13 protein-coding genes are annotated in these 15022 nt (G+C 69.7%); 10 read left to right on the top strand and 3 right to left on the bottom strand.

Annotated features, from left to right (window positions below; all coding sequences use genetic code 11):
• The first annotated feature begins 108 nt into the window (after nucleotides 1–108).
• The 5 genes from mtrA (at nucleotide 109) to hpf (ending at nucleotide 5739) form a co-directional block, all read left to right on the top strand.
• Nucleotides 109–789, top strand: coding sequence for an MtrAB system response regulator MtrA (gene mtrA / locus BGN98_RS09235; RefSeq protein WP_039414314.1), 681 nt, complete (start codon nucleotides 109–111; stop codon nucleotides 787–789).
• A 10-nt stretch (nucleotides 790–799) separates the two neighbouring features.
• Nucleotides 800–2470, top strand: coding sequence for an MtrAB system histidine kinase MtrB (gene mtrB, locus BGN98_RS09240; protein WP_288121026.1), 1671 nt, complete (start codon nucleotides 800–802; stop codon nucleotides 2468–2470).
• A complete protein-coding gene (locus BGN98_RS09245; protein ID WP_288121028.1) occupies nucleotides 2467–4161 on the top strand; it encodes an LpqB family beta-propeller domain-containing protein in 1695 nt (564 codons plus the stop codon). The genes mtrB and BGN98_RS09245 overlap by 4 nt, the downstream gene beginning before the upstream one ends.
• 96 nt (nucleotides 4162–4257) lie before the next feature.
• Entirely contained in the window at nucleotides 4258–4926 is a 669-nt protein-coding gene (locus BGN98_RS09250; protein ID WP_288121030.1) for a ComF family protein, read from the top strand.
• A 150-nt stretch (nucleotides 4927–5076) separates the two neighbouring features.
• A complete protein-coding gene (hpf, locus tag BGN98_RS09255; RefSeq protein WP_005048298.1) occupies nucleotides 5077–5739 on the top strand; it encodes a ribosome hibernation-promoting factor, HPF/YfiA family in 663 nt (220 codons plus the stop codon).
• Nucleotides 5740–5873: 134 nt separating this feature from the next.
• Here the strand turns inward: hpf and BGN98_RS09260 are convergent, their stop codons facing one another.
• Nucleotides 5874–7205, bottom strand: a complete 1332-nt coding sequence (locus BGN98_RS09260) for a hypothetical protein (protein WP_288121032.1) — start codon at nucleotides 7203–7205, stop codon at nucleotides 5874–5876.
• Between the two features lie 143 nt (nucleotides 7206–7348).
• Between BGN98_RS09260 and secA the strand changes: the two genes are divergently transcribed.
• Nucleotides 7349–10141 (top strand): preprotein translocase subunit SecA, encoded by a 2793-nt coding sequence (secA, locus tag BGN98_RS09265; protein WP_288121033.1) that lies wholly within the window; start codon nucleotides 7349–7351, stop codon nucleotides 10139–10141.
• A gap of 70 nt (nucleotides 10142–10211) precedes the next feature.
• On the top strand, nucleotides 10212–11435 hold the full coding sequence (locus BGN98_RS09270; protein WP_288121035.1) for a pyridoxal phosphate-dependent aminotransferase: 1224 nt from the start codon (nucleotides 10212–10214) through the stop codon (nucleotides 11433–11435).
• A gap of 36 nt (nucleotides 11436–11471) precedes the next feature.
• On the opposite strand, the gene BGN98_RS09275 is transcribed toward BGN98_RS09270, so the two are convergent.
• Nucleotides 11472–11948, bottom strand: a complete 477-nt coding sequence (locus BGN98_RS09275) for an Rv3235 family protein (protein ID WP_288121037.1) — start codon at nucleotides 11946–11948, stop codon at nucleotides 11472–11474.
• 152 nt (nucleotides 11949–12100) lie between these two features.
• Between BGN98_RS09275 and BGN98_RS09280 the strand changes: the two genes are divergently transcribed.
• Nucleotides 12101–12703, top strand: a complete 603-nt coding sequence (locus BGN98_RS09280) for a hypothetical protein (protein ID WP_036285779.1) — start codon at nucleotides 12101–12103, stop codon at nucleotides 12701–12703.
• 23 nt (nucleotides 12704–12726) lie between these two features.
• Here the strand turns inward: BGN98_RS09280 and BGN98_RS09285 are convergent, their stop codons facing one another.
• Nucleotides 12727–13008, bottom strand: coding sequence for a helix-turn-helix domain-containing protein (locus tag BGN98_RS09285; protein ID WP_288121039.1), 282 nt, complete (start codon nucleotides 13006–13008; stop codon nucleotides 12727–12729).
• 98 nt (nucleotides 13009–13106) lie between these two features.
• On the opposite strand from BGN98_RS09285, the gene BGN98_RS09290 reads away from it, so the two are divergent.
• Both BGN98_RS09290 and BGN98_RS09295 read left to right on the top strand, forming a co-directional pair.
• Nucleotides 13107–13736 (top strand): hypothetical protein, encoded by a 630-nt coding sequence (locus BGN98_RS09290; protein ID WP_288121041.1) that lies wholly within the window; start codon nucleotides 13107–13109, stop codon nucleotides 13734–13736.
• Nucleotides 13733–15022, top strand: coding sequence for a CpaE/TadZ family protein (locus BGN98_RS09295; protein WP_288121043.1), 1290 nt, complete (start codon nucleotides 13733–13735; stop codon nucleotides 15020–15022). The genes BGN98_RS09290 and BGN98_RS09295 overlap by 4 nt, the downstream gene beginning before the upstream one ends.

Here is a 15022-nt window from a genome sequence, read left to right on the forward strand (position 1 = left end):
CCGTCGTCCTGCGCGGCACGCGGTCTCAACCCAGACACGTCGGATACTGTGTTGTTGCGCCCTGCCGCGCCGCGGCATCCGGCCCACCCGAAGGACGAATCAGGCCATATGACTTCCCGCATCCTCGTTGTCGACGACGACATCGCGCTCGCCGAGATGATCGGTATCGTGCTGCGCACCGAGGGCTTCGAACCGCTGTTCTGCGCCGACGGCACCGCCGCCGTCGAGATGTGGCGGGAGGAGCGGCCCGACCTCGTGCTCCTGGATCTGATGCTGCCGGGGATGGACGGCATCGAGATCTGCACGCGCATCCGTTCCGAATCGGGCGTTCCGATCATCATGCTCACCGCACGCACCGACACCGCCGACGTCGTTCGCGGGCTCGAGTCCGGCGCGGACGACTACATCGTCAAGCCCTTCAACCCGAAGGAGCTCGTCGCGCGGATCCGCACGCGGCTGCGACCCGCCGCTGAGGCGACGGGCGGTGATCTTCGCATCGGCGACGTCGTCGTCGATGTCGCCGCCCACGAAGTGCGCCGGGGGAGCGAGGTCATCGCGCTCACCCCGCTGGAGTTCGAGCTGCTGGTGGCCCTCGCCTCGAAGCCGCAGCAGGTGTTCTCGCGCGAAATGCTGCTCGAGCAGGTCTGGGGCTATCACTACAAGGCCGATACTCGTCTCGTGAACGTGCACGTGCAGCGGCTGCGCGCGAAGGTCGAGATCGATCCCGACAACCCGCGGATCGTCATGACGGTGCGCGGCGTCGGCTATCGCGCCGGCGCGGTGGTGTGATCGGCCGCTCATGACGCCGCAGACGGCGACCGTGCCGACGCTGACCGGCTGGCGCGATTGGCTCAGCTGGCCGCGCCGTGTGGCATATGCGTGGGCCCGGTCGCTGAGGTTTCGCACGCTCGTCATCACGATCGGTGCGACGGCTCTGGCCATCCTCATCGCGTTCGTCGCGATGGCGCTCGCGATCCAGAACGACCTCTTCGAGTCCCGCGTCCAGCAGGTGCAGGAGGCCGTGCAGCGCGCTACGCAGTCCACCCAGCAGACGCTCAACGCCGCGCAGATCGACGGCGACGGTGCCGCTTTGCAGTCGCTGTGGAACAATGCGACCGATTCGATCGCGCGGCAGGCCGGGACCGACATGATCGCCGCGTTCCGCATCTCGGATGAGCCGTCGACGATCGCGCCGCAGGACTTCCAGCGCGGAGGGCTGACCGCGGGGTTGATCACGCCCGGGCTGCGCGGCGCCGTTCAGGGCGACAGCCAGAAGCGCTGGTGGCAGTCCGTCGGCCTGCCGGCCGCCGACGGCGGCACGGTGCCCGGGATCGTCGTCGGTCAGCAGCTCGAGTTTCCCGAGGTCGGCGCCTACGAGTTCTACTTCGCCTACGACCTCGCCCCGGAGCAGCAGACCCTGCAGTTCGTCCAGATCACCCTGTGGCTCGTGGGCGCCGGGCTCGTGCTGCTGATCGCGGCGATCTCCTCCTTCGTGCTGCGCTCGGTGACCGTTCCGATCGCCGAGGCCGCCGAAACCAGCGCGACCCTCGCCGCCGGCGATCTCGCTGTGCGGCTGCCGGTGCGAGGGGAGGACGAGTTCGCGATCCTCGGCCGCTCGTTCAACGCGATGGCCGACAGCATCGAAGCCCAGATCAAGGAGCTCGCCGAGCTCTCGCTCGTGCAGCAGCGCTTCGTCTCCGACGTCTCCCACGAGCTGCGCACACCACTGACGACCATCCGCCTGGCCAGCGACATGCTCAACGACCAGCGCGACTCCTTCGATCCGACGACCGCCCGCGCCGCGGAGCTGCTGCATGCACAGGTGCAGCGCTTCGAGACGCTCCTGACCGATCTGCTGGAGATCAGCCGCTACGACGCAGGCTCGGTGCAACTGGAGTACGAGCCGACCAGCCTCGCGCATCTCGCCGAGGACGTCATCGCCTCGATGCAGCAGCTGGCCGATCAGCATGGGACGGACGTGCGCCTGGTCGCCCCCGGAGGCTACTCTCCGGTCGACATGGATCCCCGCCGTGTCCGGAGGATCGTGCGCAACCTGCTCGGCAACGCCATCGAGCACGGCGAGGGTCGTCCCATCGTCGTCACCGTGGACAGCAACCAGCGGGCGGTCGCGATCGGCGTCCGTGACTACGGACTCGGCATGAGCGCCGCCGACGCCGAGCGCGTGTTCGACCGCTTCTGGCGCGCCGACCCGTCGCGCAAGCGCACGATCGGCGGCACGGGACTGGGGCTGTCGATCGCGCTCGGTGACGCGAAGCTGCACGGCGGCACCCTGGCCGTCTGGTCGGATCTCGGCCGCGGCACGAACTTCGTGCTGACGCTGCCGCGGCAGGGCCAGCCCATCGACGGCTCGTCACCTGTTCCCCTCGACCCGGGCGAGGACGGCGTCTCGCTCGACGACCTCGGCTTGACACAGCCGATCACCGTGTTCGACAAAGGGGGACGATCATGAGTGTTCGGCGTCTGCGCCGGGCGGGCATCACCGTGCTCGCGGGAGCGCTCATGGTGGTGCTCGCCGCGTGCGCGGGTCTGCCGACCTCCGGACCGGTCAACCCGGGCGTGCGGATCGTGGACGACGGGACCTCCGGCGACATCGCGTTCATCCCGAAGGGGCCGGTGAAGGACGCCACCCCCCAGCAGATCGTGGAGGGGTTCATCGCGGCCGGCACCGGCCCCACCAACAACTGGGAGACGGCGCAGCAGTTCCTCGCTCCCAGCTACAAGGGCACCTGGAAGCCGCAGGCCGGCGTCACGATCTACGCCTCCGGGCAGCGCACCCTGCAGCAGAGCCCATCCGGCGACATCGTGCTGACGGTCTCGCCGGTGGCGACGGTGGATGCCACGGGGGAGATGAGCCCGGCATCCGACAACGGCCCCATTCCCCTGACCTTCAAGCTCGCTCAGCAGGACGACGGGCAGTGGCGGATCACCCAGGCACCCGACGGGATCGTGCTCGACAAGGCCCAGTTCCTGGCCGTGTTCGGGAACTATTCGCTGATGTACTTCGATCCGACGTGGACCTACCTGGTGCCCGACGTGCGGTGGTTCCCTCGGTACTACGCCGCCACCAACATCGCTCAGGGCCTCGTCGACGGTGCGCCCGCGCCCTGGCTGCGCGGGGCGGTGGTGAGCGCGTTCACGGATGGTGCACGGCTCGAGTTGACATCCGTTCCGCGTCAGTCCAACGTCGCGCAGGTGACCCTGCAGGACGGCGCCCGCTCGCTCGACCAGACCGCGCTGAACCGCATGCAGACCCAGCTCGAGGCGAGCCTGGACGTCCCCGGGATCACGAGCGTGGACATGCTGCTTCCCGGGGGCCAGCAGCTGACGGCCCAGCGTGTGGACGTGCGTTCCACCGCGGTGGCGGCCAATCCCTTGGTTCGCACCGATGACGCCTTCGGTTTCGTATCGGGCACGACCATCTCGCCGATCGCGGGGCTCTCCGACGCGCTGATGCAGATCTCGGCGACCGACATCGAGGTCAATGCCGATCGCACCGCCGCCGCTGTCCGCGACGTGTCGGGAGCGGTTCTCGAGGTCCCCGCCGACGGCCCCATCCGCCGCCTCGACACGCGTCCGGATCTCGTCGCTCCCTCCATCGATCCCGCGGGATACGTGTGGTCGGTGCCGTCGGACGCGCCCGGATCGGTGATCGCGTACGCACCGGGCGGCACCGCCGTTCCGATGTCCGGGGGATGGGCGGGCGCCTCCGCGGTCATCGCGCAGCGCGTCTCGCGCGACGGGACGAGGCTCGTCGCCGTGGTGCGCGACGGTGACCGCTACGCCGTATGGGGGGCGGGGATCCAGCGGGACCGCACCGGGGCGCCCACCGCGCTCGCGTCTCCCGTGAAGAAGCTCGCGACGCTGTCGGATGCCGCAACGGATCTCACCTGGCTCGATGCGAGCACCCTCGGCGTGCTCGCCGGCACCGGGCAGGACCAGTACGTCGAGGCGGTGCACGTGGGCGGCTTCCCGGACGCGCCGATCCGTACGCCCGGGGACACCTCGACGCTCTCGGGGCAGACGTCGAACGCGAGCGTGAGTGACACCGACGGCGAGCTCTATGCGCAGCGGGGTGCCAACTGGCAGCAGCTGATGGGGGGCGTCCGGGTACTGGCGGTGCAGCAGGGGATGCCGCGCTGAGGCGGATCCTCCTCCCCGCGTCGCGCTGCGAGAGCGCTCCTCCACAGATGCGCATCGGGGTCCCCGCACGTGACGTGCATTCGACACGGTGGCATCATGCTCGATCCGGCTTGGCTCCGCGCACCCGTCTGGCGCCGCGTGGGCGACGCTGCGGCCGGGGCGCTCTCGCTGGTACTGCCCGTGTGGTGCGCGGGCTGCGATGAGCCAGACGTCGGTCTCTGCGTGCGCTGCCGTGAACTCCTTCTGCCACGGGTGCGCGTACGTTCGCTGCTGCCGGGCCTCGCGGTCTGCTCCGCACTGGATTTCTCCGGCGTGCCGGCGCGCGTTCTGCGCGCGTTCAAAGAGGACGGGCGCACGGGGCTGGCCCGACTGCTCGGCGGCGCCCTGGCCGCGGCCGTGGCGCGCGTCGAAGGCGGCGGCGCCGACGTGGCGATCGTGCCCGTGCCCTCGTCGCGACGTGCGCTTCGCCGGCGCGGATACGAGACCGGCGCCCTGCTGGCGCGGCGGGGCGGTCTGCAGCCGCTGCGGGCGCTGAGCTCGCGCGGCGCAGTCGCCGACCAGCGTGGTCTCGGCCGCGAGGCGCGCGCGCAGAACGTCGCGGGAACCCTCCGGGCGCGCGGTGTCGCGGGGCTGTCCGTCATCGTCGTCGACGACGTGCTGACCACCGGCGCGACGCTGCGCGAAGCCGCGCGAGCCCTGACGGCCGGCGGTGCGCACGTGATCGGGGCAGCGACCGTCGCCGCGACCGCGCGACACGCCCCGTGAGCGCGGATCCATTGCGGATCCTCAGGGGATCGGTCCGTTACTCCCGGGATTGGCGCGTGACAGCGCCGCCGCACCCCGATAGCGTGGGAGAGACCAAGGCGAACTCAGGGTCCGCCCTTGACCGGCCGGACCCGGAACAAGGAGGTCAGGATGGAAACCAGCATCGTCGGCGTGGGTGTGAGCATCTCGGATCGTTTTCGCACCGTCACCGAAGAGAAGTCCGTCCGCATCGGAACGCTGTCCCCCCGAGCGCAGCGTCTCGACGTCAAGGTCACCCACCGGGCGTATCACAACGGAAGCCGCGAAGAAGAGACGGTCGAGCTGACCGTCACCGGCAAGGGCCCGCTGGTGCGTGCGGAGGCCACCGACAGCGACAAGTTCACGGCGCTCGACATGGCGGTCGACAAGCTCGCCGAGCAGCTGCGTCGTGCCAAGGACAAGCGCGTGGACGCCCGAAACCACCCGCGCGGCGCCAAGCTCGACAAGGGCAGCGGTGCGCTGTCGGGCATCGATGTGCAGCCGGCATCCGTGGAGACGCTGCGTGCTGTCGCGACCGGCGAGATCCCGATCGCCGTCGGCGACGAGGGCGAGGACGACTACACCCCGGTCGTGATCCGCACCAAGAACTTCGACGCCGAGTGGATGACGGTCGAAGAAGCCGTCGACCGCATGGAGCTGGTCGGACACGACTTCTTCCTCTTCATCGACGCCCGCACCGACCACCCGAGCGTCGTCTATCGCCGCAAGGGCTGGGACTACGGCGTGATCTCGCTCACCGCCAGTGCCCCGCCGGCCGCGGAGCTCGCGTCCTGACCGACCCGACCGGCCCCCGGAATCGGGGCGAGTGAACAGAATCGGATGCCGCCGCGCGCGGCATCCGATTCTGTTTCTGCGATCCGATTCTGTTTCTCCGATCCGGGTCGGCACGTGCGCCGGACAGGGCGAACTCAGTCGAAGATGCCGTCCAGGATGCTGCCGATCACCAGGCCGCCGAGGATGCCGCCGACCATGTCGCCGCCGCTTCCGCCGCGCCGGCCGCCTCCCCATCCGCCGCCATCGCCCCAGCCGCCGTCATTCGGGCGGGAGGAATCGATGTCGCGCTGCGCGAGCTGCAGCGCCTCCGCTGCCAGCTGTCCGCACCGGCGCGCGTCGGAGAGGGCCTGTTCACGATCGTCCTCGCCGATGGGCTGTGCGCTCAGTGCCGCCAGGTCCAGACGGATCCGCTCTGCTTCGGCCAAACGGGTGCGGGCATCGGCGCCGATCCACCCTCGATGGCCGGAGATGACGCTGCGGGCGACGCCGAGCTGGCGGTCCGCGTCGTCGATCGCGTGCCGCACGTGCGTCTCCGGGGGAGCGGGGTTGGCCAGCCGGGCGCGGGCCTTCGCGACCGCGGCATCCAGGGCGGCGTTCGCCTCGCGCAGACGCGTGAGCTCGCCGAAGGGGTCGGGCAGCCCGCCGGCCGGGGTGAGGGCCATCAGCTCCTTCTCCAGCGTCGCCATCGCCGTCGCCACGGCGGGCAGGTGCGCGAGCTCACGAGCGGCCACGAGGTCGCCGCGCGAATCCTCCACGATGGCGTCAAGCGTGGATTCGGCACGCAACGCCTCCACTTCGAAGGCGTCCACGGCATCCAACAGGGTGGTCGCGCGGCGCACCGCCTCCATCGCCGTCTCCAGCGCGAGGTTCGCCTGCTCCCGCTGACCACTCTCGCGTCGTGCCGTGGAGACATCGGCGCCGTGCGTGGCGAAGGCGAAGAGCTGGGCAGCTTCGGTGGCGTTCTTCTCGATGCGTCGCACGGCGGCAGGCGCGTACCGGGCGTGCACGCGCGCGAGAGTCGCCTCGGCGCGTTCGAGTCGCTGTGTGCCCCGCTCGACGTCGGCGCGGATGCCGGCGATGATCTCCGGAGCGCGGCGGGCGCGCTCGACGGGCTCGGCGAGAGCTTGGAGGCGATCGTCGAGGAGCTCCTGTGCCCAGTCGCACAGCTGGATGATGCGCGCGTTGCGCGTGCGCAGCTCCTCGGGGGTGTCCGGGATGTGGTCGTGGTTGAGCTGGTTCAGCTGGAACGCCTCGCCCATGTGGCTGCGCACCGCGTTCAGCGCCTCGCGGAGGCTCTGGGTGGGCTCGGTGCCCAACTCGATCTCGGCGAAGACGAGTTCGTCCTCCGTAGTGCGCAGGCGCTCGTCGATCTCGACGAGCGCCGCGTCCGCCCGGCGGCCGAGCTCCGCGTCCTCGGCAGCCCGCTGCTCGCGTTCCTGCTTGCGTGCGCCCCAGAATCCGGCCATGTCACGATCCTATGCGCGTGTTTTCGAGGTCTCGCGCAGGTAAGCAAAGTCACAGCCAGGTAACATGGCCCCGTATGCCGTGCCCTCGTGCGCGGTCGAGGCGACGTCGCACGTCGCCCGCACCCGATAGATGGAGATGCTCCGTGGCCAACCCTCTCGAGAAACTGCTCCGCGCCGGCGAAGGACGCATCCTGCGGCGGCTTCAGCAGGTCGTGAAGGCGGTCGGCGCCCTGGAGGAGGACTATGCGCAGCTGACCGACGAGGAGCTGCGCGGCGAGACCGCCGAGCTGCGCGCCCGCCACGAGGCGGGGGAGAGCCTCGACAAGCTGATGCCGGAGGCCTTCGCAGCCGTGCGCGAAGCCGCCAAGCGCACCCTCGGCCAGCGTCCCTACGACGTCCAGATCATGGGTGGTGCGGCGCTGCATCTCGGCAACATCGCGGAGATGAAGACCGGTGAGGGAAAGACGCTCACCGCGACCTTCGCCGTCTACCTCAACGCGATCGCCGGCCAGGGCGTGCACGTCATCACCGTGAACGACTTCCTCGCGTCGTATCAGGCCGAGCTCATGGGTCGCGTCTACCGTGCCCTCGGCATGACCACCGGCACCATCGTCGCCGGACAGACCCCCGAGGTGCGCCGCGAGCAGTACAACGCCGACATCACCTACGGCACGAACAACGAGTTCGGCTTCGACTACCTGCGCGACAACATGGCCTGGCAGAAGCAGGACCTCGTCCAGCGCGGTCACTTCTTCGCGATCGTCGACGAGGTCGACTCGATCCTCATCGATGAGGCGCGCACGCCGCTCATCATCTCGGGCCCGTCCTCGGGCGAGGCCAACCGCTGGTTCGTCGAGTTCGCGAAGATCGCGAAGACGCTCGAGGCCGGGGTGGACTACGAGGTCGATGAGAAGAAGCGCACCATCGGTGTGCTCGAGCCCGGCATCGAGAAGGTCGAGGACTACCTCGGCATCGACAACCTGTACGAGTCGGCGAACACCCCGCTGATCTCCTTCCTGAACAACTCGATCAAGGCCCTGGCGCTGTTCAAGCGCGACACCGACTACGTGGTGATGAACGACGAAGTCATGATCGTCGACGAGCACACCGGCCGCATCCTGGTCGGGCGTCGCTACAACGAGGGCATCCACCAGGCCATCGAGGCCAAGGAGGGCGTGCCGGTCAAGGCGGAGAACCAGACACTCGCCACGGTCACGCTGCAGAACTACTTCCGCCTCTACGACAAGCTCGCCGGCATGACCGGTACCGCTGAGACCGAAGCGGCCGAGTTCATGTCCACCTACAAGCTCGGCGTCGTTCCGATCCCGACGAACAAGCCGATGATCCGCAAGGACCAGCCCGACCTCGTCTACAAGAACGAGCAGGCGAAGTTCGCGCAGGTGGTCGAGGACATCGCACGCCGTCATGAGACCGGGCAGCCGGTCCTCGTCGGCACCGTCAGCGTCGAGAAGAGCGAGTACCTCTCGCGACTGCTCGCCAAGAAGGGCATCAAGCACGAGGTGCTCAACGCCAAGAACCACGCGCGTGAGGCTGAGATCGTCGCTCGTGCCGGCCGGCTCGGCGCCGTCACCGTGGCCACCAACATGGCCGGTCGTGGCACCGACATCATGCTCGGCGGAAACGCCGAGTTCCTGGCGGTGCAGGAGCTCAAGGCGAAGGGGCTCGACCCGGTCGAGACGCCCGATGAGTACGATGCCGCCTGGACCGAGACCTACGCCGCGATGCGCGACACGGTGGCCGAGGAGGCGACCAAGGTCGTCGAGGCCGGCGGACTGTACGTCCTCGGAACCGAACGCCACGAGTCCCGTCGCATCGACAATCAGCTGCGCGGCCGCTCGGGCCGTCAGGGCGACCCGGGCGAGAGCCGCTTCTATCTGTCGCTGACCGACGACCTCATGCGACTGTTCCAGTCCGGCGCGGCCGAGGCGATCCTCGCCCGCACGAACTTCCCGGATGACGTCGCCATCGAGTCGACCATGGTCTCGCGTGCGATCAAGAGCGCACAGTCGCAGGTCGAGGCCCGCAACGCCGAGATCCGCAAGAACGTGCTCAAGTACGACGACGTCCTCAACCGCCAGCGCGAAGCGATCTACGCCGATCGTCGTCAGATGCTCGAGGGGGACGATCTGTCCGACCGCGTGCAGCACTTCATCGAGGACGCCATCGGGGCGATCATCGACGACCATACCGGCACGGGTCACAACGAGAGCTGGGACTTCGACGCGCTGTGGACCGAGTTGAAGACGCTGTACCCGGTGTCGGTGACGATCGACGAGGTCGTCGCCGAAAGCGGCAACAAGGGGCGCGTCACGCCGGAGGTGCTCAAGCGCGAGATCCTCTCGGACGCGAAGATCGCGTACGCGGCGCGTGAGGAGAAGCTCGGCGAGCCCGCCATGCGCGAGCTCGAGCGTCGCGTCGTGCTCCAGGTGCTCGATCGGCGCTGGCGTGATCACCTCTACGAGATGGACTACCTCAAGGACGGCATCGGCCTGCGTGCCATGGCGCAGCGCGACCCGCTGATCGAGTATCAGCGCGAGGGCTACGAGATGTTCCAGACCATGATGGGCCAGATCAAGGAGGAGTCGGTCGGATTCCTCTACAACCTCGAGGTCGAGGTGCGCCAGAGCGGCGAGGAGGTCGAGGCCAAGGGCTTGCGGGTCGCGCCGTCGGTGGAGAATCAGAAGCTGCAGTACACCGCTGCCAACGATGCGGGCGAGGTGGAGGTCCGCAACGACCGCGGGCAGGTCCAGCAGGCGGCGACGAGCAAGCTCCGCCAGCAGAGTGCGAGCTCCGAGCCTGCCGCGCCCGCCGCCGAGGCTCCGCGCGGGGCGTTCGGACAGCGCACGGATGCCGCGGCATCCGCACCGGCTGCGAACAACCGCGCCGAGCGCCGCGCCGCCGGCAAGAAGAAGTAGTCGACGGCTCGGGTCGCCCCGGTCCACGGGGCGGCGATTGGCCTCGTCGGGACGGCGATATCCTGATCCGATGAGCCCTCGCATCCTCGACCAGTCATCCAAGCTCAAGGACGTCCTCTACGAGATCCGTGGAGCCGCCCTCGTCGAGGCTGACCGACTCGAGGCCGACGGCCACCGCATCCTCAAGCTCAACACGGGCAACCCCGCCGTCTTCGGTTTCGAGGCTCCGTACCAGATCGTGCGCGACATGATCGAAGCGGTGCCGCACGCACACGGCTACAGCGACAGCCGCGGCATCATGTCGGCGCGGCGTGCCGTCGTGTCGCGCTACGAGCAGGTCCCCGGGTTCCCGGCGTTCGATCCGGACGACGTGTACCTCGGCAACGGGGTGTCCGAGCTCATCACCATGACCATGCAGGCGCTGCTGGACAGCGGCGACGAGGTCCTCATCCCCGCTCCGGACTATCCGCTGTGGACGGCCATGACGAGCCTGGCCGGGGGAACCCCCGTGCACTACCGCTGCGACAACGAGAGCGGCTGGCAGCCCGACCTCGATGACATCCGGTCGAAGGTGACGCCCGCCACGAAGGCGATCGTCATCATCAACCCGAACAACCCCACCGGAGCGGTGTACTCCCGTGAGGTGCTCGAGGGCATCGTCGAGATCGCTCGAGAGCATTCGCTGCTGCTGCTCAGCGACGAGATCTACGACCGCATCCTGTTCGACGATGCCGTGCACATCCCGCTCGCGACGCTCGCGCCGGATCTGCTGTGCCTGACCTTCAACGGCCTGTCGAAGACCTATCGCGTGGCGGGGTACCGCTCGGGCTGGATGGTCATCACCGGTCCGAAGAAGCATGCCGCCGGGTTCCTGGAAGGCATTCAACTGCTCGCCTCGACACGACTGTGCCCCAACGTTCCTGCTCAACACGCGGTGCAGGCGGCTCTGTCCGGGGTGCAGTCGATCGACGCGCTGATCGCTCCCACCGGACGGCTCCATGAGCAGCGGGATGCCGCCTTCGAGGCTCTCACCGCGATTCCCGGGGTGCAGTGCCACAAGCCGCGCGGCGCCCTCTACGCGTTCCCCCGACTCGATCCTGAGATCTACGAGATCCACGACGATGCCAAGTTCGTCTACGACTTCCTCGTCGCCGAGCACGTGCTGCTCGTGCAGGGCACGGGCTTCAACTGGCCGACGCCGGATCACTTCCGGATCGTGACGCTGCCGGAGGCGCGCGTGCTCACCGAGGCGATCGAACGGCTCGGCAACTTCCTCTCGTCGTACCGGCAGTAAGGCGGGTCGGTCACGCCGGCCGCGTCCCCGGGAGGCTCAGAGAAGTGCGAGGGACGTGGCGCGCCAGCGACCGTCCCAGCCCTCCAAGCGGAGGGCGACGGCGCGGGTGCGCGCCGGTCCCGCCACGATGACGACGCCCTCGATGACGCCGTCGGCGGGGGAGGAATGACGTGTCGAGAGGATATGGTGCACGGGCCGGGCCGGCGCGACGCCTCGGGCGCTGCGTGCGCGAGCCGACAGATTGGCTCGTGTGATCAGAGCGCGAAACGCGTCCTCGCCGAACCAGCGTGCGAGTTGATCGACTTCGCGCACGCCGGCGAGCGCTTCGAGGACGCCGATGGTCAGGTTCTTCAGCAGCGGCTCGGGAGCGGGCAGCGCATCCGTGCCGGTGCGCTGGGGTGCGAAGTACTCCGCGACCTCCAATGCGGATCCGCGGCGTGGTGTCGACACGCTCCGCCGCGCGGTCGCGCTGCGCGGTGGAGTGCCGGCAGCGTCGGGGGATGCGGTGGCCATGCTCCGTCCTCCTCTCTCGTCGTCCGCCTGGTCGGGCGTCTGACGAGTACAACACAGCCCACGCACAGGGTGGATGAGAATCCTCCAACCTGTGGAGAGGCTCCTGTGGACAGAATCGGCGGTCGGCAGCATCCCTCCTCTAGGGTCACCGCGTGCGCTGGGACCGCTTCTTCGAGGATCTGGAAGACCAACTCGACTCCGAGTGGGAGGCTGAGCGCGCCGCCCTGGACACCGAAGCGGAGCGCCTGCGTCTGGCGCGCATCCCCGTCCGCGATCGGCTCGTGGTGCTCGCGGAGACCGCCGATGTCGCCGTCGGCCTCGAGCTCACGGACGGCACGACGCTGTCGGGGACCGTCACGCGCGTCGGATCGGACTGGGTCGCCGTCACCGTGGAGGGCGGATCGACGGGCACGGTCTGGATCGTGCCACTGGCCGCCGTGGCGACCATGGCGCTCGCAACGCAGCAGCTTCTCGGCAGTGTGCGCGCCGCTCATCCCGGCGGCGCACTCGCGCAGCGCATGTCCCTGGGTTTCGTCGTGCGCGATCTCGTTCGCCGGCGCATCCCGGTGACGGTGCATCTCGTGACGGGGCGCGCACTGTCGGGAACGATCGACCGCGCCGGCGCCGATCATCTCGACCTCGCACTGCACGAGATCGGTGGGGTGCGCCGCGCCGACCAGGTGCGCGGCTTCCGGATCGTCCCATTCGTGGCGGTGTCCGCGATGCGGATGGATGCGCTCGTCGACCTCGTCTGACGCAGTCGGAGGGCGCGCGGCGATCAGTCCGGGTTGCGCACCGCGCCTCGACCCCACAACTCCGGAAAGCTCGCCGCATTCGACTCACGCCACAGCGCCATCCGCCGCGCGTCCTCCGCTTGATCGTCGAGGTAGACAGCGACGCTGCCGGCATCGATGCGCCAGCGCGCCGGCGAGCCCGCCTTCATGCCGCGAAGACGGCCGTCGATCACGAGAGCGACCACCTCGTCGACGGCGATCTGCAGCATCTCCGCCACTTGGGCAGGTGTCAGCAGGCGCGCGCCGGCTTTGGGTGATTCGGGCATGAGGCCATTATGCGGCCCGCCAGGCGAGGCCTCACGGGTCCACGCCGCGCTGTGGATAACCAGCCCGCGCCGGCGGGACGCTGCGTCACCATATCGACATGAGCGACTCCGTCACGGCCCGACCTCGCCCTCGCGCTTTCTGGGCAGACCTGCGATTCCTCCTCGGGATCGCACTGATCGTCGTCTCGGTGGCCGGCGTCTGGTTCGTGGTCGCCGCAGCGCGCCAGACGGCGCCCGTGTTCGCCGCAGCCACGACGCTGCTCCCGGGCGAGGCCGTCGAATCCGCCGACCTGCGCGTGGTCGATGTCGCGCTCGGGCCCGTGCACGACTCCTACGCGACGCCGACGACGCTTCGGCCGGGAGCCGTCGCGACCCGCGTCGTGCGCGCCGGCGAGCTCGTGCCGAACGATGCGCTCGGTGACGCGGCCGGCGTGCGCAGCACCACGGTCGTCATCACGAGCGCGAGCGAGGTGCCCGCCACCGTCGGCACGGGATCATCCGTCGATGTCTGGGCTGCGGCCCCGCGGGAGCGCGGTGCGTACGACACGCCGCGCATCCTGGTCGGCTCCGCGACGGTCGCGTCGGTCGATCGCGACCGGTCGATGATGGGCGCGACCGCCGTCGCGGTCGAGATCGTGATCGACCGCGACGACGTCGCCACCACTCTCGCCGCGATCGCCGACGGGTCCAGTCTGTCGATCGTCCCGAGCGGCGGAGCGGGCTCATGAGCGTGCGTGTGGTGCTGGCGTCCGATCGGCTGGATACCCCCGTCGTCGTCGACGCTCTCCGCGACGACGGTGCCGAGGTTCTCCTCGTGGTGGCGGCGGATGCTCCGGCGGATGCCGCCGCCGACGCCGTCACGGGCCGCGCCGCGGCCGAACTGCTCGGCGCGCTCGCCGCTGCCGACGTGCTTGCCATCGACGCCGGCCGAGACGCGCTGACTCCTCAGCTGGTGGCGGTGTGCGATCGCTTCGGAGTGCGCATCGTCGCGGTGTGCGACGGCGCGGCAGATCGCCGACTCGCCGAGATGTTCGGCATCGCCACGTGCGCGCCGGACGATGTCCGCACGGCGGTGCTGCACGCGGTGACCGCGCCGCCGACGGCGCCCCCGCGCGGTCGCATCATCGCGGTCTGGGGCCCCGCGGGCGCTCCGGGACGCACCACCATGGCCATCGAGATCGCCGCGGAGCTCGCCCGGGATGGGCGCCGTGTCGGCCTCGTCGACGCGGACACGCATGCCCCATCGGTCGCGATGCTGACCGGGCTCGCCGACGAGGGGCCGGGCTTCGCTGCGGCGTGTCGAGCGGCGGAGCGCGGGACGTTGAGCGCCGCCGAGCTCGAACGGATCGCCCTGCCCCTCGGTGATGTCGCGGTCCTGGCGGGGATCAACCGGCCGGGGCGCTGGCCGGAGCTGTCCTCGGCGCGGGTCGGCGATGCTCTCGAGCAGTGTCGCACGTGGGTCGAGGATCTCATCGTCGACGTCGCGGCGCCGCTGGAGCGCGACGAGGAGATCGTGAGCGATGTGGAGGGTCCGCGTCGCAACGCGGCCACGCTCGCGGTCCTGGCCGCAGCCGACATCGTCGTCGCGGTCGTCTCCGCAGACCCCGTCGGCGTTGCACGCTTCGTCCGTGCGCATGCCGATCTGCGCGCCGCGGCCGGCGCCGCGCCCATTCACGTCCTGGTCAACAAGACGCGGACCTCGACGCTCGGGATCGACGCGCGGTCGCAGGTGCGCCGCACGCTCGATCGCTACGTCGGCGTCGCCGCGTGCTGGTTCGTCCCGTGGGATCCGAAGGCTGCCGACGCCGCGGTCCTGCAGGCGCAGCCGGTGGGTCGTGTGGCGCCACGCTCCTCGCTGTCTGGGGCCGTTCGTCGTTTCGTCGGCGAGGCGATCGAGCCGCCTCCGGCGCGCGCAGCGGTGCGTCGATCGCGTGTGGCACCCGGCGCCGATACCGAGGGCCGCCGCGGGGACGCTCGCCTCCGGACGCGACGCACTCTTCGCGGCGTGGCCTGA

This window comes from Microbacterium sp. 69-7 (assembly GCF_001897985.1).
GTDB classification, from domain to species: Bacteria; Actinomycetota; Actinomycetes; order Actinomycetales; family Microbacteriaceae; genus Microbacterium; species Microbacterium laevaniformans.

What these genes read in the sequence shown, in the direction of transcription:
- BGN98_RS09285 (WP_288121039.1), bottom strand. Translation starts at nt 13,008, where the DNA reads ATGCCCGAATCACCCAAAGCCGGCGCGCGCCTGCTGACACCTGCCCAA.
- BGN98_RS09245 (WP_288121028.1), top strand. Translation starts at nt 2,467, where the DNA reads ATGAGTGTTCGGCGTCTGCGCCGGGCGGGCATCACCGTGCTCGCGGGA.
- BGN98_RS09295 (WP_288121043.1), top strand. Translation starts at nt 13,733, where the DNA reads ATGAGCGTGCGTGTGGTGCTGGCGTCCGATCGGCTGGATACCCCCGTC.
- mtrA (WP_039414314.1), top strand. Translation starts at nt 109, where the DNA reads ATGACTTCCCGCATCCTCGTTGTCGACGACGACATCGCGCTCGCCGAG.
- BGN98_RS09250 (WP_288121030.1), top strand. Translation starts at nt 4,258, where the DNA reads ATGCTCGATCCGGCTTGGCTCCGCGCACCCGTCTGGCGCCGCGTGGGC.
- hpf (WP_005048298.1), top strand. Translation starts at nt 5,077, where the DNA reads ATGGAAACCAGCATCGTCGGCGTGGGTGTGAGCATCTCGGATCGTTTT.
- BGN98_RS09270 (WP_288121035.1), top strand. Translation starts at nt 10,212, where the DNA reads ATGAGCCCTCGCATCCTCGACCAGTCATCCAAGCTCAAGGACGTCCTC.
- BGN98_RS09275 (WP_288121037.1), bottom strand. Translation starts at nt 11,948, where the DNA reads ATGGCCACCGCATCCCCCGACGCTGCCGGCACTCCACCGCGCAGCGCG.
- BGN98_RS09260 (WP_288121032.1), bottom strand. Translation starts at nt 7,205, where the DNA reads ATGGCCGGATTCTGGGGCGCACGCAAGCAGGAACGCGAGCAGCGGGCT.
- BGN98_RS09290 (WP_288121041.1), top strand. Translation starts at nt 13,107, where the DNA reads ATGAGCGACTCCGTCACGGCCCGACCTCGCCCTCGCGCTTTCTGGGCA.
- mtrB (WP_288121026.1), top strand. Translation starts at nt 800, where the DNA reads ATGACGCCGCAGACGGCGACCGTGCCGACGCTGACCGGCTGGCGCGAT.